Source organism: Massilia sp. CT11-137 (assembly GCF_047302885.1).
GTDB classification, from domain to species: Bacteria; Pseudomonadota; Gammaproteobacteria; order Burkholderiales; family Burkholderiaceae_D; genus Telluria; species Telluria orientalis.
On record NZ_JBKYMP010000001.1, the window covers coordinates 1857586 to 1880405 of the forward strand.

Sequence of the window (22820 nt, forward strand, 5' to 3'; positions counted from 1 at the left end):
AATAACCAACCACGAAGGACATCCATGACCCAAACCCTCCGCCCCAGCGGCCGTGCCGTCGACCAGCTGCGCGCCATCCGCATCACCCGCCAGTACACGAAGCACGCCGAAGGTTCCGTGCTGATCGAATGCGGCGACACGAAGGTGATCTGCACCGCCAGCATCGAGGAAAAAGTGCCGGGCTTCCTGAAGGGCAAGGGGCAGGGCTGGCTGACCGCGGAATACGGCATGCTGCCGCGCTCCACGCACACGCGCATGGACCGCGAGGCGGCGCGCGGCAAGCAGTCCGGCCGCACGCAGGAAATCCAGCGCCTGATCGGCCGCTCGCTGCGCGCCGCGTTCGACCTGGAAGCGTTCGGCGAACGCACGCTGCACCTGGATTGCGACGTGATCCAGGCCGACGGCGGCACGCGCACCGCGTCGATCACGGGCGCGATGGTGGCGGCCTATGACGCGTTCTCTAAGCTCGTGACGGCGGGCCTGGTCCCGGCCGTGCCGGTCAAGCATTTCGTCGCCGCGATCTCGGTGGGCGTCGTGGGCGGCGTGCCCGTGCTGGACCTGGACTACATCGAGGATTCGGGCTGCGACACCGACATGAACGTCGTGATGACGGAGGCCGGGCACTTCGTCGAGGTGCAGGGCACGGCCGAGGGCGAGGCCTTCGACCGGGCGGGGATGAACCGCCTGCTCGACCTCGCGGAGCAGGGGATCCGCGAGTTGGTGGGCCTGCAAAAGCAGGCGCTCGGCCTGGCAGTTTGATCGCCGTAGGGTGGGCTCCCTGAGCCCACGCGTAGCGCATGCGGTTTGCCAGCGTTACGCGTGGGCGGAGGCCGCCCACCCTACGAGAGCAGCCCGGTTATCGCGAGTTGGTGGGCCTGCAAAAGCAGGCGCTCGGCCTGGCAGTTTGATCGCCGTAGGGTGGGCTCCCTGAGCCCACGCGTAGCGCATGCGGTTTGCCAGCGTTGCGCGTGGGCGGAGGCCGCCCACCCTACGAGAGCAGCCCGGTTAGCCAGCTCGGATGAAAGGGTAATCCACCCAGGCCGGCCACGCCATAAAACACGCCGATCGCCGTCGGCACCAGCGCCGCGAGATACAGCCAGCGCTGGCGCGTCAGCGTCGTGACGGCCAGCAGCGACAGGGCCAGCGCCAGCGCCGCGTCGGACAGGTCGAACTGGTCGTCGCGGTAGTTCAGCGCATCGTACGTGTCCTGGTCCTGCTTGGCCTGCGCCAGCACCTCGTTCTTCTTTTGCGCCTGGTCGTGTTCCAGCTTTTCCAGATCCGCGATCGCGGCCGTGTAGCCAGCCTGCTCGCCGGACGGGCGGCCGGCAGCGGCCAGGCGCACCTGGAGCAGGGTCGTATGCGCCTGTTCCTGGCGCAGGTTGCGGGCCTGGTAGAAGGCCCAGTGGTCGATCTTGTCGGCCTGTGCCTGCTGCATCGCCTGCACGATGTTGTCGTCCTTGACCTTGCAGACGCCCATGAAGGACGCCAGCAGCGCCACGGTCAGCGCGACCTTGCGGTCGAGCTTCGAGTCGCCGGTGATCTCGATGCCTTCCATCCGTCACTCCTTCGCGTTGCCGGTAACCGGCAGTTTCAGCCGGCCCGTGTGATAGTCGTATTCATAGAGTTCGCCGTAGCGGCCCCATTCGATCGCCACTTCCAGCATGCGCTTGGCCTGGTCCGCTTCCAGCGTGTCTTCCAGCAGGTCGATGAACGGATCTTCCGGCAGCGCGCCGCCCGGCTCGTCCTCCAGCTGGCGCCGGATGCGCGCGGCCAGCGGCACGTTCTTCGACAGCTGCTGGCCGAACAGCGTCTGGCGCAGCGCCTGGTCGGCCTGGGCATAGCGCAGGCCCAGGCCGGTCAGCGCGATGTCGCCGCGCTCGACGTGCGCGAGGCCCAGCAGGTTCAATGCCTCGTAGGTCGGGAACAGTTCCTCGTCCGGCAGCCCGGTGTCTTCCGACAGCTGCGGCAGGTCGGCGCGGCCGTCGTACGGGGCGCCCGCGAGCAGGTCCAGCACGCTCTCCATGCGGCCCACGTCCGTGTCCGGCAGGCGGTAGTCGATGGCGGCCGGACGCGCCGTCGCGGGCGCTGCGGCGGGACGCATCGTCATCAGGCCATAGACCTCGTCGACGAGCGCGCGCACTTCCGGCGCGTCCGCATTGCGCGGGCGCGGCAGGTCGATGCGGATCTCGTGGCGCACGCGGCCCGGATCGCTCGACAGGATGATGATGCGGTCCGCCATCATGACGGCTTCCTCGATGTTGTGCGACACGATCAGGATGCCGCGCGTGGGGATCCGTTTGCCGTCCCACAGGTCGAGGATGTCGCCCCGCAGCGTCTCGCCCGTCAGCACGTCGAGCGCGGAGAAGGCTTCGTCCATCAGCAGCACGTCCGGGTGCGTGACGAGCGCGCGCGCGATGCCCACGCGCTGGCGCATGCCGCCCGACAGCTCGCGCGGCAGCGCGCTGCCGAAGCCGGAGAGGCCGATCAGGTCGAGCATCGCGTCCGCCCGCTCGCGCCGCGCGGCGGGCGCGACACCCTGCGCTTCGAGCCCCAGCTCCACGTTCTGCTGCACCGTCAGCCAGGGGAACAGCGCGAACGATTGAAAGACCATCGCGACGCCGGACAGCGGCCCGCGGATGGGACGTCCGCGGTATTCGACCTTGCCCGCGTCGGCCGGCACGAGGCCCGCCACGATGCGCAGCAACGTCGATTTGCCGGAGCCGGATTTGCCCAGCAGCGCGACGATCTCGCCATCCGCCAGCGTGAAGTCGACGCCTTCGAGCACGGTGCGCGGGGCGCCGTCGGCGCTGCGGAAGGCCTTTTGCACGGCCTGCAGTTCGATCAGTTTGTCGGTCATCTTGTAGTCCCTTTCAGCGGCTGCGGTCTTCGGCCAGCAGGTACAGCCGGCGCCAGAAGAATCGGTTCAATACCATGACGAATACGCACATCACCCCGATGCCGAGGGCGATGCGGTGGAAGTCGCCGGCGTCCGTCATCTGCTTGATGTAGCTGCCCAGGCCATCGGCCACGAGCGACGTCTTGCCCCACGTGACGTATTCCGCCACGATGCTCGCGTTCCACGAGCCGCCGCTGGCGGTGATCGCGCCTGTGACGAAGCTCGGGAACACGGCCGGCAGGTACACGCGCTTCCATTTCAGCCAGCCGGTGAGTCCCAGGTTGTCGGCCGCGAGCCGCAATTCGTTCGGCAGCGTGGACGCGCCCGCGACCACGTTGAACAGGATGTACCACTGGGTGCCGAACACCATCAATGGGCTGAGCCAGATGTTCGGGTTCAGGCGCAGGTGCACGAGCGCGTACACGACGATCGGAAACATCAGGTTCACGGGGAACGCGGCGAGGAATTGCGCGAGGGCCTGCACGGCCTGGGCGTAGCGGGGACGCAGCCCGATCCACACGGCGACCGGCACCCACACGAGCGATGCGAGGCCGATCAGCAGCATCACCCGCACGAGCGTGATGCAGCCAAGGCCCACGACGCGCAGCGCCTCGCCCCATCCGACCTCCGCGTGGATGAACAGGATGAAGCGCCATGCGCCCAGCAGCGCGAGCGCGAGGACGATGCCGTCGATCGCGCGCGCGGACAGCGTGAAGCGGGAAACGCGCGGCGCCGCGTCGACGGGTTCCGGCGTGCCGAACCAGCCGAGCGTGCGCGCGAGCGCCGCCCACATGCGGTCGGTGAGGGCGCGGATCCACACGCTGCGGCGGCCCCAGTCCAGCACCCACGATTGCTGCGCATATTCTCCCTGCGATTCCTCGAAGCGGAATTTGTCGGCCCACGCCAGCAGGGGACGGAAGAACAGCTGGTCGTACAGCAGGATGCCGGCGAACATGGCGGCGATGGCCCACGCGATGGCGCCGCCGTTCTTCTGTTCGATGGCGACGGCGATGTAGGCGCCGATGCCGGGCAGCTTGATGTCCTGGCCCGCCACCGAGATCGCCTCGGCGGCGACGAGGAAGAACCAGCCGCCGGACATCGACATCATCATGTTCCACAGCAGCGCGGGCAGCGCGTACGGCAGTTCCAGGCGCCAGAAGCGCTGCCACGGCGACAGCCGGAACACGCGCGCCGCTTCCGCCAGTTCGGGCGGGATCGTCTTCATCGACTGGTACAGGCTGAACGCCATGTTCCACGCCTGCGACGTGAAGATCGCGAACACGGCGGCGCACTCGACGCCCAGCAGATTGCCGGGGAAGAGGGCGATGAACGGCGCGATGGCGATGGCCTGGAAGCCCAGGATCGGCACCGACTGCAGCACGTCCAGCAGCGGCACCATGATCTTTTCCGCGCTCTTCCAGCGCGTGGCGACGACGGCGAACGCGAACGTGAACAGCAGCGCGGCACCCAACGCGCTGAACATGCGCAGGATCGTGCGCAGCAGGTAGTACGGGAGGACCGCCGGATCGAGCGAGATCGGCGTCGGCTGGCCCAGCACGAACGGGCGCGCCATCTGCATCGCGCCGTACGCGGCCAGCGCCAGCACGACGAGGACGAGCGGCAGCAGCGCCCAGTCCCAGCGGTTCGGCGTGGTCGCGAGGAACGAGCGGCCGTTTCGTCCAGGGTATAACAGGGAACTACGAAACATCGGTATCTCCGTCGGTGAACGGCATACCTTTCATTCGCGCTTGGTGATTCGTGTGTCGTGGATACCATCATCCCCCCTGGGGCGAGATGACGGCAGGAGGAGAACCTGCGTTATCTTGCCGGGGCGGGACCGGCATTCAGCCGGCAACAACTGCCACTCGAACAAGTGCCCATGAAAGGGACTCCATGAAATGAAAACGGTCGGATTTTACGTTGCAGCGCATCAATACGGCATTACGATCTGGTAATGTGCCACTACGTGTCGACATTACCTGATCGTAATTTTTAGGCCCCGTCACTCGCCTATACTGCACCGCAGCGCTATAGTCCACTTAACACCAAGAGTCGAATCATGCCGAACTGCCTCGTGATCGAAGACGATACCGAAACCCGCGACTACCTCTGTAGCGGGTTGCGCGCGGCCGGCTATGCCGTGCAGGCGGAAACGAATGGCGAAGCGGGCAACCGCCGCCTGCAGGAGACGCGCTGGGACGTCGTCGTCCTCGACCGGATGCTGCCCGGCCAGGTCGACGGCCTGGGCATCCTCGAACAGATGCGCGCGCGCGGCGACGGCACGCCGGTGCTGATCCTGTCCGCGCTGAACAGCGTCGACGAGCGCGTGCGCGGCCTGCGCGCGGGCAGCGACGACTATCTGACCAAGCCGTTCGTCATGTCGGAACTGCTGGCGCGCGTGGAAAACCTCAGCCGCCGCAACAGCTGGTCGCGCGAAGCCACCGTGCTGCAGGTGGCCGATTTGCAGCTCGACGTGCGCACGATGCGCGTCACGCGCCAGGGCACGACGATCACGCTGCAGCCGCGCGAATTCCGCCTGCTCGAATACCTCATGCGCCACGAGGGCCAGATCGTCACCCGCACGATGCTGCTGGAAGGCGTGTGGGAATACCACTTCGATCCGCAGACGAACGTCATCGACGTGCAGATCAGCCGCCTGCGCAGCAAGATCGACAAGGATTTCAGCCCCGCCCTGATCCACACCGTGCGCGGTGCCGGCTATGTGCTGAGCGCCGCGCCGACCTATGGCCCGTCCGCCCGCTAGCAGCCGGTTCGGCCTGCGCGGCTCGATCGCGTTCCGGCTGGCGGTCGGCTACGGCCTGCTCCTGGCCGCATCGATGGCGACCCTGTCCGCCATCGTCTATTTCGGCACGGTGGGCGTGTTCGAGCACTCGATCGACAACAAGATCATGGCCGTGGAAACGCACCTGGCCGATGCGTGGGTCCGCGACGGCCGCGCCGGTCTCGTACGCGAAATCGACGCCCAGCTGCACGACCTGATCGACACCGATACCGAGGTGGTCGGCCTCGTCGACATGAAGGGCCGCCTCCTGGCCGGCAATCTGGGGCGCTGGTCCGGCGAGCTGCCGGCGGCCGGCGAGCTGGCGTTCGGGCAGATGGAACGGAGCGGTACGCCCGTCTCCGTGCGCGTGATCGCGACGCGGCTGGACGACGGCAGCCGGCTCGTCGTCGGCCGCGACCTGATCGAACTCGACGCCATCCGCAGCGTCGTCGAGCGCGCGCTGCTCGTCAGCGGCGCCGTGTCGATCCTGCTCGCGTTCTTCGGCGCCCAGATCTTCCGCTCGCGCCTGGAAGCGCGCATCGGCCGCATCCGCCGCACGACGGCGCGCATCGCGGCGGGCGAGCTGTCCAGCCGCATCGTCGTGATGGGCAACGACGAATTCGCGCGCCTGGCCGACGACATCAACCGCATGCTCGACCGCATCGAAGCGCTGATGGAAGGCGTGCGTCACGTATCGAATTCGATCGCGCACGACCTGCGCACGCCGCTGTCGCGCGTGCGCTCGCGGCTCGACCGCGCGCTGCAGGCCTCGGCCGAGCCGCACGCGCTCGTCGCCGACGCGCGCCTGGCCATCGAAGACATCGACAGCGTCATTTCGCTGTTCGACAAGCTGCTGCAGATCGCCGCGCTGGAATCCGGCGTGCGTGCGGGCACCTTCGAAAAACTCGACCTGGCCGCCATCGCGCACGACATGACGGAATTGTACGAAGCGGCCGCGGAAGAGCAGGGCGTCGCGCTGCGCTTCGCGGGCACGCCGACGATCATTCGCGGCGACCGCGACCTGCTGGCCAGCGCACTGGCCAGCCTGATCGACAACGCCATCAAGTACGGCCGCACCGGCGGCCGGGTGGACGTGGAAGTGGCCACCGTCGACGGCGCGCCGGCATTGACCGTGCGCGATTACGGCCAGGGCGTGCCGCTCGAGGACATGGACAAGCTCACGCGCCGCTTCTACCGCGTGGACCAGAGCCGCCACCTGCCGGGCAACGGCCTGGGGCTGTCCATCGTCACCGCCATCACCCAGCTGCACGAGGGTACGCTCGCGCTGCGCCGCCTCGAACCGGGGTTCGAGGCGAGCATGGTGTTCCCGCGGGCCTAGCGTGCCCGGCTGCGCGTATCGCGGGATGAGCGGTAAAATACGCAGTTCTTCGTCCAGACCGAGACAGCAATGACCCAACGCCTCATCCTTGCCTCCAACAACGCGGGCAAGCTCAAGGAATTCGCCCAGTTACTGGGCCCGATCGGCTTCGAACTGCATCCGCAGGGCGAGTTCAACGTCCCCGAAGCGGAAGAACCGTTCGGCACCTTCGTCGAGAACGCGCTGCAGAAGGCCCGCCACGCGGCGCGCCTCACCGGCCTGCCGGCCCTCGCCGACGATTCCGGCGTGTGCGTGAACGCCTTCGGCGGCGCGCCGGGCGTGCTTTCCGCGCGTTTTGCCGGCGAGCCGAAGTCGGACGCCCGCAATAACGAGAAGCTGATCGCCGACCTGGCGGCGCACGCCGACAAATCGGCGTATTACTACTGCGTGCTCGTGTACGTGCGCCACCCCGACGATCCGCAACCGGTGATCGCGGACGGCGTCTGGCGCGGCCAGATCGTCGACACGCCGCGCGGCGCGGGCGGCTTCGGCTACGATCCGCACTTCCTGCTGCCGGAATTCGGCCGCACGGCCGCCGAGCTGGCGCCGGAAGAAAAGAACGCCGTCTCGCACCGCGGCCAGGCGCTGCGCGCGCTCGTCGACAAGCTCGGGAAACTGAAATGATTCCGATCAAGCCCGTCGGGCCGGCGGCCACGCCTCGCAACGCGGCGTCAGCCGCGCTGCAATACCTGCAACCGGGCGCGCTGAACCTGACGGCGCTGCCGCCGCTGGCGCTGTACATCCACTGGCCGTGGTGCGTGCGCAAATGCCCGTACTGCGACTTCAATTCGCACGAGTCGAAGGAACCGATTCCCGAACAGGCTTACCTGGACGCGCTGCGCGCGGACCTGGAACAATCGCTGCCGCTGATCTGGGGCCGCAAGATCCACACGGTGTTCATCGGCGGCGGCACGCCCAGCCTGATCTCGGCGGCGGGGCTGGACCGGCTGATGTCGGACCTCCGCACCCTGCTGCCGCTCGATCTCGACGCCGAGATCACGATGGAAGCGAATCCCGGCACGTTCGAGGCGGAGAAATTCAAGGCCTTCCGCGCCAGCGGGATCAACCGCCTGTCGATCGGCATCCAGAGCTTCGACAGCAGGCATTTGCAGGCGCTGGGCCGCATCCACGACGCCGAGGAAGCCATCCGGGCCGTCGGGATCGCCCAGGCCAACTTCGACAATTTCAACCTCGACCTGATGTATGCGCTGCCGGGGCAGACGCTGGCGGAGGCGCAGGCCGACATCGACATGGCGCTGTCGTTCGCGCCGCCGCATCTGTCGCTGTACCACCTGACGATGGAACCGAACACGGTGTTCGCGAAGTACCCGCCCGAGCTGCCGGGCGACGACGAGAGCGCCGACATCCAGGACATGATCGCCGGGCGCACGGCCGCCGCCGGCTATGAACACTACGAGGTCTCGGCGTATGCGAAGCCGGGCCACCGCGCGCGCCACAACCTGAATTATTGGAAGTTCGGCGACTACCTCGGCATCGGCGCGGGCGCGCATTCGAAGCTGTCGTTCCCGCACCGCGTGCTGCGCCAGGCGCGCTACAAGCAGCCGGCGTCGTTCATGGAAGCGGCAGGGAAGGGCAATGCGGTCGCCGAGGAACACGAGCTCGCGCGCGCCGACCTGGGCTTCGAATTCATGCTCAACGCGCTGCGCCTGACGGAAGGGTTCGACCCGAACCTGTTCGGCGAACGCACGGGCATGCCGATCAACGCGATCGAGAAGGCCTTGAACGAGGCCGAAGCGAAGGGCCTGATCTACCGCGACTTCCGCGTGATCCGGCCGACGGAACTGGGGCAGCGCTTCCTCAACGATCTTCAGGAGATGTTCCTGGCCGAGTGACAAAGAGCGCATTTTGGAAACGGCATGGTCTGCTAAGGTGCCGGCTTCGACACACGCACAGACCATGACGCCTCCTTTCATGCAACGCTATCTCGCCGCCAGCACCCACATCGATTTCGACACGCCGGACGTCCTCGCCACCGCCCGCCGGCTGGCCGAAGGCGCGACTTCCGAAGCGGACGTCGTGCGCGCCTGCTTCGAATTCGTGCGCGACACGATCCGCCACAGCGTGGATTTCAAAGCGAATCCCGTCACGTGCAAGGCGTCCGACGTGCTGCGCCACGGGACGGGCTATTGCTATGCGAAGAGCCATCTGCTCGCCGCCCTGCTGCGCGCGAACGGCATCCCGGCGGGGCTGTGCTACCAGCGCCTGTCGGTCGGCGACAGCGGGGCGCCGTACTGCCTGCACGGCCTGAATGCCGTGTACCTGAAGGACGTCGGCTGGTACCGCATCGATGCCCGGGGCAACAAGCCCGGCGTCGACGCGCGCTTCGAACCGCCCGTGGAAAAGCTCGCGTTCGCGACGCGCACACGCGAGGAACGCATGCTGCCGGAGATCTGGGCCGAGCCGCTGCCCGTCGTCGTCGAGACGCTGGAATGCTACGATACGTGGGACCAGGTGCTGGCGAACCTGCCGGACGTCGTGCTCCTGGATTGACCGCGGCATCCATCTTAAGGAAAGGACAAGCATGTTCAGTCACATCATGATCGGTTCCAACGACCTCGATCGTTCGAAGCGTTTTTACGACGCCGTGCTGGGCGTCCTCGGCGTGGGCGAGCCGTTCCCCAACACGAACCTGACGGGCCAGCGCCGGCTGTTCTATCGCCACGACGGGGGCTCGTTCTGCATCACCGAGCCGATCGACGGCGCCGAAGCAACGTGCGCGAACGGCGCCACGATCGGCTTCAAATGCGCGTCGCCCGAACAGGTCCACGCGTTCCACGACACGGCGGTCGCCCAGGGCGGCACGTCGATCGAGGCGCCGCCTGGCCTGCGCGAGAGCAGCCTGGGGCCGCTGTATCTCGCCTACGTGCGCGATCCGGACGGTCACAAGCTGTGCGCGCTGTTCCGTCCCAAATAGGCGTTGGATAACGGCGCGAAACGTGCCGGGCATCCCCGAGGCCGTGTGTTACAGTCTTGCTTGCATAAGTTTCAATGAAAGGCAAGCTGGCCGATGCCACCCGCACCGCCACGCATCCTCGTCGTGGATGACGAAGAAGCCATCCTGTACGTATTCGAGCGCTACCTGAGCATCGCCGGTTATCGCGTGTCCGTCGCCGACAACGGGCGCGACGCCGTCCGCTTCGGCGAGGCCGGCCCGATCGACCTGCTGATCACGGATTTCCGCATGCCGGGCATGAACGGCATCGAAGTGATCCACGCCCTGCGCGGCCTGCAGCCCGAACTGCCGGCCCTTGTCATCTCGGGCAATCCCATCGAGGCCGGCACGATGCCGCCGGGCGTACGCTTCCTGTCGAAGCCCGTGTCGATGTCCGACCTGCTCGACATCATTCCCTCCCTGATCCAGCAGCCAGTCTAGGCCGGTCCTGCGTCTTCGTATCGGCTGAACAGACCGGAACGGCGGTACTGCGGGGTGGGGCGCTCCCTCACAATACGTGCCATGAAGCACTTCGACCAACTTGTGCGCCGCCTCGTCGCCGAGGGGCTCGGCACCGCCCTGCTGCTGGCCGTCGTCGTCGGCTCCGCCGTCAAGGGCGACCGGCTGGCGGGCGGCAATGCGGCCATCGCGCTGCTCGTCAATTCGATCGCGTCCGGCTGCGGCCTCGTCGTGCTGATCCTCGCGTTCGGCGCCGTTTCGGGCGCGCACCTGAATCCCGTCGTCACCCTGTCCGAAGCCTGGCAGCGCAACCTGCCGGGCGCGCTCGTGCTGCCGTACCTGGCCGCGCAGGTGGCCGGCGCGTTCGCCGGCGTGGCGCTCGCGCATTCGATGTTCGGCGAACCCGTGTTCGCAGCCGCGACGCAGGCGCGCACGGGCGCCGGGCTGTGGTGGAGCGAAGGCGTCGCCACGTTCGGCCTGCTGGCCACGATCATCGGCTGCGCGCGCACGCGGCCCGGCGCCACACCGTATGCGGCGGCCCTGTTCATCGTCGCGGGGTACTGGTTCACGGCGTCGTCGTCGTTCGCCAATCCCGCCCTCACGCTGGCGCGCGCGGCGACGGGCACGTGCGCCGGCATCCGGCTCGCGGACGTGCCGGGCTACGTGCTGGCCCAGCTGGCCGGCGCGGCGGCGGCGACCGTCATCTTCGGCTGGCTGTATCCGCGCGCACGGCAGGAGACCACGGCGGACGCGCCGGGTCTTATCCGCGCTGTCCGGCAGCCAGCGCCGTGAGCGTGCGCGCGAGGCCGCTCACCACGCGCGCCATGCCGGCAAAGACGACCTGCTCGGGCGGCTCGTCCGTATCCGGCGCGGCATTGTCCGCCTGGCGGAACGGGAAGCGCGTGAACGACGTGTCGGTGAGGACGAGGGCGGGCAGGCCGGCGCCGGGATGGTGCCACCCGGCGCGGTCGGACAGGGTCACGCCCTGCATGTAGGCGGGCGTCGCGAGGCCGTGCGCCGGGCCGGCCGCGACGCTCTGGAATGCGGACAGCGCGTCCTGCACCTCGCGCGACGATGCCAGGCTGCCCACGTAGGCGATGAAGCTGCCCGGACGCTCGGCGGACGGGAGGGCGTCGTCGACGCCCGGAAGCGCGGCGGCTTTCGGCGCGAGGAAGAACACGAAGCGGATCTCGGTACCGCTGCTCGGGCGCACACTCGCCAGCAGGCGCGCCAGTTCCAGCACGGCCGCCGTTCCGGGCGCGCCGTCTTCGGCGCCGTCATCGCGGGCGCCGACGATGAACGTGCGCGCCGCTTTTTCGCCCGGGGGCACGCTGGCCAGCACGGCTTCGATGCGGCGTTCGTGGCCGGCCCCGCCGCGGTCCCGCACGGCGTAGCCGGCCGCCTGCAGCACGTTGCCGATGTAGGTGGCGTCCTGCGGGCCGCCCACGAGCGCCATCACGTGCGCGCGCAGGCGCATGGCCAAAGGCGGTTCCGGCATGGCGGCGCCGGGGTTCACGGTCATCGTCGCCAGCACCACGAGCAGGACGATGGCGACGATGGCTTTCCAGTGTGCACGAAAAAAATGTCGCATGGCGTGGGGCGCGGCGCAAGGGGCGACCGTGCCGGACAGGCCGGGCTCGGCGCGCGTTGCGGTCCTGGCGGACGCCGTCCGGCGACGGCTGCCGGGGCCGCCCGTGCATGCAATGGAAAACCGGGGCCGGCCTGCGATTTCATGATACCGAAATCGCGGCCGGCCCCGGTCGGGATCGTGCCAATGGCGCGCGGCAATAACTTTGCCTGCGCTTGAAACGTCATCCCCGCGCAGGCGGGGATCCAAGTTCATGCGCTGCGGTGGCGCGTGCAGATTGGGTTCCCGCCTGCGCGGGAACGACGGGCTAACTCAGCGTGCCGCCGTCGCCGGCCCCGCTTCGCTCCAGCCGCCCCCCAGCACGCGGTACAGCGTGACCTGGTTCTGCAGGCGCAGCAGGTTGGCCTGGATGGCCTGCTGCTGCGCGGTGAACAGCGAGCGCTGGGCGTCCAGCAGGTCCAGGTAGCTCGCGGTGCCGTTGCGGTAGCGGAGGTCGGACAGGTTGAAGCGGTCCGTCTCGGCGGCCGCCACGGCCTGCTGGGCGCGCAGCTGTTCGCTGTACGTGGCCTGGCCGGCCAGTGCGTCCGCCACTTCGCGGAACGCGGTCTGGATCGACTTTTCGTACTGCGCGACGGCGATGTCGCGCTGGGCACGGGCGCTCTCGACGCCGGCGCGGGTGCGGCCGAAGTCGAACAGCGGCAGGATCGCCTGCGGCGCAAACGTCCAGCCGAACGTACCGCTCTTGAACAGGCCGGAGAGCTCGGAACTGGCCGTGCCCGCGCTGCCCGTCAAGGTGATGCGCGGGAAGTAGTTCGCGCGCGCCGCGCCGATGTTGGCGTTGGCCGCGATCAGCTGCTGCTCGGCCGAACGGATGTCCGGACGGGTCGCCAGCAGGTCGGACGGCATCCCGGCCGGGAGGTCCGGCAGGTTCGTCGTCGCGAGCGTGGCGCCGGTCGGCAGGTTGCCGGGGATCGTCTGGCCGATCAGCAAGGTGAGCAGGTTCAGGTCCTGCGCGCGCTGGCGCTGGGCCTGGGCCAGCGTGGTGCGCGCCTGTTCGACGAGCGACACGGCCTGCTGCAGGTCGAGCTTGGACGAGACGCCGTTCTCGAAGCGCAGGTTGGTCAGGCGCAGCGATTCCTCGCGCGTCTTCAGGGTCTGCTGCGTCAGGGACAGCAATTCCTCGTCCGCGAGGAACGTCAGGTACGTGTTGGCGACCTGCGCGATCAGGCTGATCTGCGCCGTCTTGCGCGCCTCCTCGGTGGCGAGGAATTGCGCCAGCGCGGCGTCGGACAGGTTGCGCACGCGGCTGAAGAAGTCCAGCTCGAACGCCGACACCGAGAGGCCGGCCTGGTACACGCTGCTGATCGGCTGGTCCTTGCCCGTCGTCTGGCGCTGGCCCGTGATGCCGGCGTTAATGGCCGGGAACTGGTTCGAGCGCTGGATCTGGTACTGCGCCCGTGCCGCCTCGATGTTGAGGATGGCAACGCGCAGGTCGCGGTTGTTTTCCAGGGCCAGCGTGATCAGCTGCTGCAGGCGCGGATCGGTGAAGAAGCGCTGCCACGCGATGGCGGCGGGCGCCTCGCTCGCGACGGCGTTGCCGCTGTTGACGGTGCCTTCCACGGTCGGGAAGGCACCCGCCACCGGCGCTTGCGGCCGCTCGTACTTGGGCGCCAGGTTCACGCAGCCGGCCAGTACCAGGGCCAGGGCCAGGGGAGTGAGTCGTTTCATGTTGTTCATCAGATTTTCGAGTCGATGACAGTGTTTTCTTCTTCGTGCGCGTACTTCTTGCGCTGGCGTTCGCTGCCCTTGAAGAATCCGCGGATGACGACGAAGAACACGGGCACGAAGAACACGCCCAGTGCCGTCGCGGTCAACATGCCGCCCATCACGCCCGTACCGATCGCGCGCTGCGACGCGGCGCCGGCGCCGCTGGCGACCACCAGCGGCAGCACGCCGAGGATGAACGCGAGCGACGTCATGATGATCGGACGGAAGCGCAGGTGCGCCGCCTGCAGCGCCGCTTCGAACGGCGACTTGCCCTGCGCCTGCAGGTCCTTCGCGAATTCCACGATCAGGATCGCGTTCTTCGCGGCCAGGCCGATGATGGTGATCAGGCCCACCTTGAAGTACACGTCGTTGGACAGCCCGCGCATCGATGCCGCGAGCAGCGAACCGAGCACGCCCAGCGGCACGACGAGCAGCACGGCCACCGGGATCGACCAGCTTTCGTACAGCGCGGCCAGCGCCAGGAACACGGCCAGCAGCGCGAAGCCGATCAGCACGAACACGGTCGAACCGGCGAGGATTTCCTCGCGCGACTGGCCGGTCCATTCATACGCGAAGCCGGCCGGCAGCTTGGCGGCCAGCGCCTGCATCTCGTCGAGCGCCTGGCCGGTCGAATAGCCCTGGGCGGCATCGCCCGTGATGCTCATCGACGAATAGCCGTTGTAGCGCGAGGTCTGCATCGGACCCGTGATCCATTGGGTCGTCGCGAACGCGGACAGCGGCACCGGCTGGCCCTTCGTGTTCAGGGCGTTGATGCGCAGCAGGTCTTCCGGCTGCATGCGCTCCGGCGCGTCGGCCTGCACGATCACGCGCTGCAGGCGGCCGGCGTTCGGGAAGTCGTTCACGTACGCGGAACCGAGCGACGTCGACAGCGCCGTGTTGATGGCGCCGAACGTCACGCCCAGGGCCTGCGCCTTGTCGCGGTCGATGTTCAGCTTTAGCTGCGGCGCATCTTCGAGGCCTTCCGGACGGATGCCCGTCAGCACCTTGCTCTGCATCGCCATGCCGAGAAGCTGGTTACGCGCCTGGAGCAGGGCGGCGTGGCCGAGGCCGCCGCGGTCCTGCAGGCGGAACGAGAAGCCGGTGCCGCGGCCCAGTTCCGGGATCGGCGGCGGGCTCACGACGAAGATGAACGAGTCGCGCAGCGCCATCATGTGGCCCGTGATGCGGCCCGCGAGATCCTGCGCGCTCTGGCCCTTGCCCTTGCGCTCGTCCCACGATTTCAGCGGGATGAACGCGAGGCCCATGTTCTGGCCCTGGCCCGTGAACGAGAAGCCCGTCACGGCGACCATGTCGGCCACTTCCGGCTGCTTCAGCACATAGTCTTCCAGCGCGTGCAGGACGACGTTGGTGCGGTTGGCGGTGGCGCCCGGCGGCAGCTGGATGTTGGCGATGATGTAGCCCTGGTCTTCGTTCGGCAGGAACGAGTTCGGCAGGCGCGCGAACATCAGGCCGACGATGCCGACCAGCAGGACGAACACGACCAGCGCGCGGCCGGAACGCTTGAGCATCTTGCCGACGATGCCTTCGTAGCGCTTGGCGCCCGTCGTGAACGTGCGATTGAACCAGCCGAAGAAGCCTTTCTTCTCCATGTGGTGGCCCGCTTCCACGGGCTTGAGCAGGTGCGCGCACAGTGCCGGCGTGAGGGACAGCGCCATGAACGCCGAGAAGCCGATCGACGACACCATCACGATCGAGAACTGGCGGTAGATGTTGCCGACCGCGCCCTGGAAGAACGCCAGCGGCACGAACACGGACATCAGCACGACGGTCACGCCGATGATGGCGCCGGAGATCTGGCCCATCGCCTTGCGCGTGGCCTGCAGCGGGGGCAAGCCTTCCTCGGACATGATGCGTTCGACGTTTTCCACCACCACGATCGCATCGTCGACGACGATACCGATCACGAGGACCATGCCGAACATCGTCAGCACGTTGATCGAGAAGCCCATCGCGAGGAGTGTCGCGAAGGAGCCCAGCAGGGCGACCGGGACGACGATGGTCGGGATGATCGTGTAGCGGAAGTTCTGCAGGAACACAAACATCACGATGAACACGAGGATCACGGCCTCGATCAGGGTTTCCACCACCTGGCTGATCGAGATCTGGATGAATTTCGTGCTGTCGTAGGGGATCGAGTACTTCATGCCTTTCGGGAAGTACTTCTGCAGCTGGTTCATGCGTGCCTTGATCAGCTTCGCGGTTTCCAGCGCGTTACCGGTCGGCGACAGCTGCACGCCGATACCCGTCGACGGCTTGCCGTTCAGGCGGGTCGACGTGGCGTAGGCCTGGCCGCCGATCTCGATGCGGGCGACATCCTTCAGGCGCACGGTGGAGCCGTCCGGATTCGCGCGCAGCACGATGTTGCCGAACTGCTCGACGGTGGCCAGCTGGCCCGTGACGACGACGGTCGCGGTGATCTGCTGGCCCTTGGCCACGGGCAGGTCGCCGATCGTGCCGGATGCCACCTGGGCGTTCTGCTGGCGGATCGCGGTGTTGACGTCATCCGGCGACAGGTTGAAGCCGACCAGCTTGGCCGGGTCGATCCAGATGCGCATCGCCTTCTCGGTACCGAACAACTGCGCCTGGCCGACGCCCTTGATCCGCTGGATCTCCGGCAGTACGTTGCGCGACGCGTAGTCGCCCAGCGCGACGGTGTCCCAGGACGGGTCGTCGGACGAGAGAATCGTGAACAGCAGGAAGTTCGAACGGGCCTTGTCGACGCGCACGCCTTGCTGGGTCACCGCGGCCGGCAGGCGCGGGGTCGCGCGCGCGAGGCGGTTCTGGACGTCGACCTGGGCCAGGTCGGGATTGGTGCCGGTCTCGAAGCTGATCGTGATGGAGCCGGTGCCGTTGGCCTGGCTGGTCGACTCCATGTAGATCATGCCTTCGGCACCGTTCATCTCGCGTTCGATGACGGAGATGACGGAATCTTCCAGCGTTTGCGCGGAAGCGCCCGGGTATGCGACGCTGACGACGATCGACGGCGGCGCCACGGTCGGATATTGCGCGATCGGCAGCTGCTTGATGGCGACGCCGCCAAGCACCATGATGAACAGCGCGATCACCCAGGCAAAAATGGGGCGGTCAATAAAAAAACGTGCCATTGTGGTTCCTGTTTATCTAGCCTTGCCTGCTTACTTGCCGGCGGGCGCGGCGGACGCCTGCGCATTGGCCGCGGCCGGAGCTGCCGGGGCGCCAATCGGCGTCCAGGGCACCGGCTGCACCGGCGTACCCGGCGGCAGCATCTGCAGCTTCTGGAAGCCGTCCACCATCACGCGCTCGCCTTCCTTGAGGCCATCCGTGACGACCCAGTTCTCGCCGTTCTGCGAACCGATTTTCACCGTGCGCGGGGTCGGCTTGTTGTCCGCGCCGATCACGGTCAGCGTATCGCCGTTCGGGCCGCCGCGGGTGACGGCCTGCTGCGGCACCAGGATGCCGTTCGGCAGCTCGGCCTGCGCCAGGCGCACGCGCACGTACTGGCCCGGCAGCAGGGCGTTGTCCGGGTTCGCCGCCTGGGCGCGCAAGGTGACCTGGCCGCTCGTCGGGTCGACGGTGATGTCCGAGAACAGCAGCTTGCCCTTCGTCGGCAGCACGGTGCCGTCGTCCGCGACGACGGTCACGGGTACGCTGCCGCCGAGGCCCTTGTCGCCGGCGTTCTTGCGCAGGCGCTGCAGTTCGGCGGCGGATTGGGTGATGTTCAGGTAGACGTTGTCGGTCTGCTGGATCAGCGCCATCTGCGTCGCTTCGGTGGCGGAGACGAGCGCGCCTTCCGTCACGAGCGCGCGGCCGATGCGGCCCGAGATCGGGGCGTACACGTTCGCGTAGTCGGCGTTGATCTTGGCGATGCGCACCTGGGCCCTGGCCGAATTGACGTCCGCCTCGGCCTGCTTCTGGGCGGCGACGGCGTTCGTGAATTCCTGCTTGCTGACGGCCTGCGCCTCGACGAGCGGCTTGTAGCGCTCGACCGTGGCGGAGGTCGACGTCAGGTTCGCCTGGGCACGGCCGAGCGCGGCCTGGGCAGCGTTCAGCTGGGCCTGGTAGGGCTCCGGATCGATCTGGAACAGCGACTGGCCCTGCTTGACCAAGCTGCCCTCGGTGAACAGGCGCTTCAGCACGACGCCGTTGACGCGGGCGCGGACTTCGGCCGTGCGGATTGCCTCGACGCGGGCCGGCAGTTCGGTCTCGAGTGCGACCGGCTGGATCTTCGTGGTGATGACGCCGACCTGGGGAGGCGGCATCTTGGCGCCAGCGGCGCCTGGACCGGCCTGGGCGTTATCCTTGGAGCCGCAGGCCGACAGCATGGCCACGGCGACCAGGGTGCACGCGGCGATCCTGGACAGGGTGAGGGAGGAGGAGTTGGCAGAGCGCATTCAATGCTTCCTTCTTGTGGAAAAAAGAATAAAACCGTCCTGCGACACTTCTTCGGCACAACAGGCGGTTTTACTACTGACTTTTGGGAAAACCCCGATATACTATCACGAGTGTATGTTTAATGTTTCCTACCTATAAAAACGGAGAGTCAGGCGGATGGCCCGCAGAACCAAGGAAGAAGCGGCAGCGACCCGCGACAGCATTTTGGATGCTGCTGAAAAATTGTTCGTCGAACAGGGTGTTTCTCGTACAACGTTGCAGCATATCGCAACCGCGGCCGGTGTGACGCGCGGCGCCATTTATTGGCACTTTGACGACAAGGGCGCATTGTTCAACGCGATGATGGAGCGGGCGATCCTGCCGCTGGAGGCGGAGATGCAGGTGCTTGACCAGGTGGAGTCGGACGACCCGCTGGTCGACCTGCGCAACCACATGCTGGCGGTGCTGGACCGGACGGTCAACGATCCGGGGGCGCGGCGCGTGTTCGAGATCGCCACGCTGAAGGTGGAGTTCGTGGGCGAGATGGATGCGGTGCGGCAGCGGCGCAAGGACAATATGGCCAACTGGAAGAGCCGTGCCGAGCGCCGCATCCGGCTCGCCATCGACAAGGGGCTCATCTCGCGCGACATCGATGCGGCCCGCGTGGCGCTGGGGCTATGGACCATGATCGATGGGCTGATTCGCAACTGGATGTTCGATCCGCAGGATTTCGATTTGCTGGCGTTGGGGAAGTGTGTGATTGATCCGTATCTGGAGGGGTTGCGGGCGGGACGCGGCTAGCCCTAACGTTCTTTAGAGTAGCTATCGCGTGTCTGCTTGCGTGGTGGGCCGTCCTTCACGGCCTAGTCGACCTCATAATGATGTCATCAGTCGTGCGCCGCACTCCGTCACATTTCCGTCGTAGGCATACGGCTTACCCTCGTGCCGTGCGCCTGCGCCACCGGGCTTGATCGCAAAGTTACCCTTGCACTTCGGGCACTTCGGGCACTGCGTCATGTCGTCCTGAAGTGCCGCGACCATGCACATTACGGTTGTGCCTGAGGATGCACTGATGACTTGGCCGCCGTGGTCGGTTTTGTCGTCGATGCGGATCACACCACGTCCGTTATGTATCACGTCAATTTCCTTACTTGGCTTATTCCAGACTAACTGGAAAACTATTGGGTTGTCCATTTGGAGCGGTAAAGAAAAAAATATTAGTTATCAGCGTCCGACCAGCAAGGTCGTTTCTCTAATGGAACTTTTGATTCATCAAAACTTGAAATCTCCCGCATGGTTTTGGCGTCGTAAAGGATTTCCCGCCCTGCAAAGTGCCTCCCGCCGCAGTCAATGGCTATTTGACTTCCATTCATCCAGAACCAATAATCTCGAATGAAAGGCATGCATTTAAGTGAGCTACGGTTTCCATTGTGATAAATTATTAACTCTTCAGAGCCGGCCCCATCATCACCTTCTGCTGTCCAAGTATTCATAACGAGCCAGGCCACGGTTTCCCTGTTGGCTGCTAGTTTTAATAGGTTGGCATTTCCTTTGTTCGTTATTTGTGTGTCCCGCCCATGTTCGTTAATTATATGCACGTTTCGTTTGCTGTCGAGATAAACCTTCCTTAATGTTTCTCCGCAAGCGTTTGTCGCGGGGATGCAGGTTGTCAAGAAAACGATAAATCGGAGTGCATCGTTCATTATGCGATCCTAAATATTTAACGGCGTGCTGTGTACGATTGATCCCGCTTTTTAACCAATCCTTTACTATTTTTTCGCCTGACCCGAGAAAATTGTCAATGTGATATAAGCGTATGCTTCCTCCCGAATCATCGCCCACTCTTTCTCCTGGTTCCTTAATACTTACTTTGGATTTTACCTGGCCAACTGGAAGAGCCGCGCCGGGCGCCGCATCGGCCTCGCCATCGACAAGGGACTGATTTCTCGCGACGTGAATCCGACTCAGGTTGCGCTGGGGTTGTGGACCCTGATCGATGAGATGGTTCGCAAGTGGATGTTTTATCCGCAGGATTTCAATTTGCAGGCGTTGGGGAAGTGTGTGATTGATCCGTATCTGGAGGGGTTGCGGAGCGGCGACGTGTAGAGTGGCTCGAAGTGCTTGCGCACCGATGATTAGGCGACTGAGGATTCGACAAAACCATCGAGCTCAGGCCATAAGCTGTATTGGTCCATTCAACCTGCACTGGCACGGCGCGTGCCGATCAATTTACATCCGCATTCAGTCACGCAGTCTTCCACCGCCACCGCCACGCCGCCCACTGAAATGGTGGGGTGAGCGGTGACGATCTTGTTTACTCCATGCGGTTTGCCGCCCGGGTAGTACAGCGGACACTCCACCAGATCGCCTAGTCTAGCGATGGGTTTTCCGTCCACATCGTGCAACGGCGAGCCGCTGATGACCTTCCCGCCGTGGTCGGTCTGGTCTCCAACCACGATAATTTTTAGCAGCATTCTGTTTAGTCCTCGGGGTGGATTACATATTCTTTCTGGCAGAAAGATTGCGCTTGTATATACTCCGGGAAAAGAATTAGGTTTTTCCCGTCAGTCCAAAGCCGGTATGAGCTGTTCTTTAAGTAAAAATCGCATCGTTTGTCATCGTTCTTCAGTATTTCCTTACTGTGTTCGAGCATGGTTTCAGCCATTTCCTCGTCCAAATCAATTAAATCCTTGTTCGTCGATGTGCTGGTAACGAGTTTTGCTTTTGAGTAGGCTTGCGTAAGTAGGCTTCTGGCTGGTATGAGATTTCCAGTTGGGAGTGAGAACACACGAGCCTCCTTCTCGATATCGGGAGACCCCGCGCATACTGTTGACTTGGCAAAAACAACACTAAGGTATTTTCTAGAGAGAAGAACTTTTTCAAGAGTTAATTCATATCCCCATGGGCGACCTTGGGCGGCAGAGCCGCATTGTTTCGCTTCGCTGCTGAACGCGGCAGAAGTAGTCATCAAGGCAGCATTGACTTTCCGGACTCCGTCCTTGTTCATTCCATTGATTTGATTGAAGGAAATCTTTTGAATTGAGGTGTTGTGGATTGGTCTTTTATTGCTTACTTTGTATTGAAAAGGTATAGTTGCCTGTTCTTGAGATACAGCGATTGATAATGCTAAGTCTGTTGCAATCATATGTGCCTTTGACGATGCTGTGTGGTATTTGGCTGACAAATTTTTGTGGTTGCACAGGATGTTTTTATCATCTCTGAAAGTTATGCTAGCCGGTATAATTATTTAACGTCTTTTACTCGAAATTTCCAAACGTTCTCCGGCTCGATAAATTCAAGCGTTACTGAATGTCCAGTAGGGACAAATTTGTCTTTGTCGATAACATATTCGTCTAGTGTGACACCTGACGGTAGATCTACTCCAGGTGGGTAGATGTAATCTGCATTATTGAATAGCGGACGCTTAAAGGCATCTAGTCGTACAGCCAAGCAAGAGGCAAACAAACTCGGCAATTTATAGGCAATAACTTGATGTTTCGATCGCATTTCCATCAAATACACCGACCAATGACGAACCGCGGTACCACTTGATGCAGAGGACTGGCCTTCGACGCAAGCGAACGGAAAATGTTCGTACGCTTTCACGTCAGACCCGAGGTCATCATTTACTGTGAACTCCCCAGGAAATGCTCTGGCCCGCGCTAAGTCGATCCGCTTTCCTTGCCAGGACACTACAGTATTACGTGAGCCTGAAAAGTGAAACGGCGTTGTTGTCGTAAACAGGCTGTTCTGCGTTGCGTAATACGCCTCATATCCATCGTACACGGTTTGTGACCAAGCTGATAAGGGCCAGTAAACGATGCCAGCAAACATCAAGAACGGCTTTTTCATCGGTACGCCTTTCCGCCGGAAGTGGTCAGGTAATCGGAATCGTGGAGCCAGAATATTGTTTTTCCATGTGCAGCAGTGGACCGCCAGACCGCGCTAAAGCGGCCACGTTCTTTAGAATTCACTTCCTCACCAGTTCTTCGATTCCGAACTTTCCAATATAATATTCGCTCAAAAAGCTTTTCTTCGACGCTGAATATGTTATGGCTTGGATCGCCGAAACGGAAGCCGTCCTTGACTTTTGGGTGATTCGCGTAATTTGTCTTGAAGTCAAGACCGTCCCACCAATAAGCTCCATTCGAAGGATCGGGGCCGTCTTTGGTCCACGCCTTGACGGCAGCCTCCAGCGCTAGCTTCATCCCCGAGTCTTGGGCGATCTCATCGGTATTTTTGGTTTTCATGAACCGTTCATAACGCCTATTCTTGCCATTGATTGCATATGTGTAGTTTGGGTCGGCCTGGATCAGTTCGTCTACGGTCTTTTTGCCCCAAGCGCGAGCACGGTTCGATACGGCAAATGCAATTCCCGAAATCTCATCAGGATCGTTTAAAGTCGAAGCTTCGCCATAAGCGATGGCAGCAAGTCTTTTGATGTTGGGCTCCATGCCACTCATGCTTGCTCTCTCCGAATATTGTTTAATGCGTGATTTACTGCAGCGCCCGTTGTTTTGATTTGCTTGATATTGAATAATGGCATATCAGAATGGCCCTCTTGAGTATGGCGAGTAGTCGAGGTGTCGCGATGTTGCAGATACGCGTAGGCAACCGCGATCAGGC

24 protein-coding genes are annotated in these 22820 nt (G+C 64.2%); 11 read left to right on the plus strand and 13 right to left on the minus strand.

Translation table 11 applies throughout. The features are described from left to right. Nucleotides 1–24 precede the first annotated feature (24 nt). Nucleotides 25–759 carry a ribonuclease PH gene (gene rph, locus ACEN98_RS08315; RefSeq protein ID WP_413383368.1) on the plus strand — a complete coding sequence of 245 codons (735 nt, stop codon included), beginning with the start codon at nt 25–27 and terminating at the stop codon, nt 757–759. A 229-nt stretch (nt 760–988) separates the two neighbouring features. On the opposite strand, the gene ACEN98_RS08320 is transcribed toward rph, so the two are convergent. The 3 genes from ACEN98_RS08320 to ACEN98_RS08330 are packed head-to-tail and all read right to left on the minus strand — an operon-like array spanning nt 989 to nt 4604. Next, nucleotides 989–1555, minus strand: a complete 567-nt coding sequence (locus tag ACEN98_RS08320; protein ID WP_413383370.1) for a DUF4337 domain-containing protein — start codon at nt 1553–1555, stop codon at nt 989–991. A gap of 3 nt (nt 1556–1558) precedes the next feature. After that, nucleotides 1559–2857 (minus strand): nitrate/sulfonate/bicarbonate ABC transporter ATP-binding protein, encoded by a 1299-nt coding sequence (locus ACEN98_RS08325; RefSeq protein WP_413383372.1) that lies wholly within the window; start codon nt 2855–2857, stop codon nt 1559–1561. 13 nt (nt 2858–2870) lie between these two features. Then, a complete protein-coding gene (locus ACEN98_RS08330; protein ID WP_413383374.1) occupies nt 2871–4604 on the minus strand; it encodes an ABC transporter permease in 1734 nt (577 codons plus the stop codon). A 351-nt stretch (nt 4605–4955) separates the two neighbouring features. Between ACEN98_RS08330 and ACEN98_RS08335 the strand changes: the two genes are divergently transcribed. The 8 genes from ACEN98_RS08335 to ACEN98_RS08370 all read left to right on the plus strand — a co-directional run bounded on the left by ACEN98_RS08335 (nt 4956) and on the right by ACEN98_RS08370 (nt 11260). Next, nucleotides 4956–5660, plus strand: a complete 705-nt coding sequence (locus ACEN98_RS08335; RefSeq protein ID WP_413383376.1) for a response regulator transcription factor — start codon at nt 4956–4958, stop codon at nt 5658–5660. Beyond that, nucleotides 5641–7017: a sensor histidine kinase gene (locus tag ACEN98_RS08340; RefSeq protein WP_413383378.1), complete on the plus strand. Its 1377-nt coding sequence runs from the start codon at nt 5641–5643 to the stop codon at nt 7015–7017. The genes ACEN98_RS08335 and ACEN98_RS08340 overlap by 20 nt, the downstream gene beginning before the upstream one ends. 69 nt (nt 7018–7086) lie before the next feature. Then, a complete protein-coding gene (gene rdgB, locus ACEN98_RS08345; protein ID WP_413343858.1) occupies nt 7087–7680 on the plus strand; it encodes an RdgB/HAM1 family non-canonical purine NTP pyrophosphatase in 594 nt (197 codons plus the stop codon). Then, nucleotides 7677–8909: a radical SAM family heme chaperone HemW gene (gene hemW, locus ACEN98_RS08350; protein WP_413343856.1), complete on the plus strand. Its 1233-nt coding sequence runs from the start codon at nt 7677–7679 to the stop codon at nt 8907–8909. The genes rdgB and hemW overlap by 4 nt, the downstream gene beginning before the upstream one ends. A gap of 64 nt (nt 8910–8973) precedes the next feature. Beyond that, a complete protein-coding gene (locus ACEN98_RS08355) occupies nt 8974–9567 on the plus strand; it encodes a transglutaminase-like domain-containing protein (RefSeq protein ID WP_413383380.1) in 594 nt (197 codons plus the stop codon). A gap of 31 nt (nt 9568–9598) precedes the next feature. Next, nucleotides 9599–9991, plus strand: a complete 393-nt coding sequence (locus ACEN98_RS08360; RefSeq protein ID WP_413383382.1) for a VOC family protein — start codon at nt 9599–9601, stop codon at nt 9989–9991. Between the two features lie 93 nt (nt 9992–10084). Continuing rightward, nucleotides 10085–10450, plus strand: coding sequence for a response regulator (locus ACEN98_RS08365; RefSeq protein ID WP_413383384.1), 366 nt, complete (start codon nt 10085–10087; stop codon nt 10448–10450). A gap of 81 nt (nt 10451–10531) precedes the next feature. Continuing rightward, nucleotides 10532–11260, plus strand: coding sequence for an aquaporin (locus tag ACEN98_RS08370; RefSeq protein ID WP_413383386.1), 729 nt, complete (start codon nt 10532–10534; stop codon nt 11258–11260). Here the strand turns inward: ACEN98_RS08370 and ACEN98_RS08375 are convergent. From ACEN98_RS08375 to ACEN98_RS08390, 4 genes are all read right to left on the minus strand, one after another. Beyond that, the gene (locus tag ACEN98_RS08375) at nt 11229–12059 is read right to left on the minus strand and encodes a M28 family peptidase (protein WP_413383388.1); all 831 of its coding nucleotides are present in this window, start codon (nt 12057–12059) and stop codon (nt 11229–11231) included. The two genes, ACEN98_RS08370 and ACEN98_RS08375, sit on opposite strands and share 32 nt — an antisense overlap. Before the next feature lie 309 nt (nt 12060–12368). Further along, entirely contained in the window at nt 12369–13784 is a 1416-nt protein-coding gene (locus ACEN98_RS08380) for an efflux transporter outer membrane subunit (protein WP_413383390.1), read from the minus strand. Nucleotides 13785–13792: 8 nt separating this feature from the next. Next, on the minus strand, nt 13793–16948 hold the full coding sequence (locus tag ACEN98_RS08385; protein ID WP_413383392.1) for an efflux RND transporter permease subunit: 3156 nt from the start codon (nt 16946–16948) through the stop codon (nt 13793–13795). A gap of 30 nt (nt 16949–16978) precedes the next feature. After that, nucleotides 16979–18214, minus strand: coding sequence for an efflux RND transporter periplasmic adaptor subunit (locus ACEN98_RS08390; RefSeq protein WP_413383394.1), 1236 nt, complete (start codon nt 18212–18214; stop codon nt 16979–16981). A 157-nt stretch (nt 18215–18371) separates the two neighbouring features. Here ACEN98_RS08390 and ACEN98_RS08395 point away from each other — a divergent pair, with 157 nt between their 5' ends. Further along, the gene (locus ACEN98_RS08395) at nt 18372–18995 is read left to right on the plus strand and encodes a TetR family transcriptional regulator (protein ID WP_413383396.1); all 624 of its coding nucleotides are present in this window, start codon (nt 18372–18374) and stop codon (nt 18993–18995) included. Between the two features lie 72 nt (nt 18996–19067). On the opposite strand, the gene ACEN98_RS08400 is transcribed toward ACEN98_RS08395, so the two are convergent. Both ACEN98_RS08400 and ACEN98_RS08405 read right to left on the minus strand, forming a co-directional pair. After that, complete coding sequence (locus tag ACEN98_RS08400) at nt 19068–19310, minus strand: PAAR domain-containing protein (RefSeq protein WP_413383398.1); 243 nt, start codon at nt 19308–19310, stop codon at nt 19068–19070. 101 nt (nt 19311–19411) lie between these two features. Continuing rightward, nucleotides 19412–19897, minus strand: coding sequence for a hypothetical protein (locus ACEN98_RS08405; protein ID WP_413383400.1), 486 nt, complete (start codon nt 19895–19897; stop codon nt 19412–19414). A gap of 223 nt (nt 19898–20120) precedes the next feature. On the opposite strand from ACEN98_RS08405, the gene ACEN98_RS08410 reads away from it, so the two are divergent. After that, nucleotides 20121–20300: a hypothetical protein gene (locus ACEN98_RS08410; RefSeq protein ID WP_413385964.1), complete on the plus strand. Its 180-nt coding sequence runs from the start codon at nt 20121–20123 to the stop codon at nt 20298–20300. 89 nt (nt 20301–20389) lie between these two features. On the opposite strand, the gene ACEN98_RS08415 is transcribed toward ACEN98_RS08410, so the two are convergent. The 4 genes from ACEN98_RS08415 to ACEN98_RS08430 all read right to left on the minus strand — a co-directional run bounded on the left by ACEN98_RS08415 (nt 20390) and on the right by ACEN98_RS08430 (nt 22648). Further along, nucleotides 20390–20668 carry a PAAR domain-containing protein gene (locus tag ACEN98_RS08415; RefSeq protein WP_413383402.1) on the minus strand — a complete coding sequence of 93 codons (279 nt, stop codon included), beginning with the start codon at nt 20666–20668 and terminating at the stop codon, nt 20390–20392. Between the two features lie 5 nt (nt 20669–20673). Next, on the minus strand, nt 20674–21339 hold the full coding sequence (locus tag ACEN98_RS08420; RefSeq protein ID WP_413383404.1) for a hypothetical protein: 666 nt from the start codon (nt 21337–21339) through the stop codon (nt 20674–20676). 98 nt (nt 21340–21437) lie between these two features. Further along, nucleotides 21438–22046 carry a hypothetical protein gene (locus ACEN98_RS08425; RefSeq protein ID WP_413383406.1) on the minus strand — a complete coding sequence of 203 codons (609 nt, stop codon included), beginning with the start codon at nt 22044–22046 and terminating at the stop codon, nt 21438–21440. Next, on the minus strand, nt 22043–22648 hold the full coding sequence (locus ACEN98_RS08430) for a hypothetical protein (RefSeq protein ID WP_413383408.1): 606 nt from the start codon (nt 22646–22648) through the stop codon (nt 22043–22045). The genes ACEN98_RS08425 and ACEN98_RS08430 overlap by 4 nt, the downstream gene beginning before the upstream one ends. Nucleotides 22649–22820 lie beyond the last annotated feature (172 nt).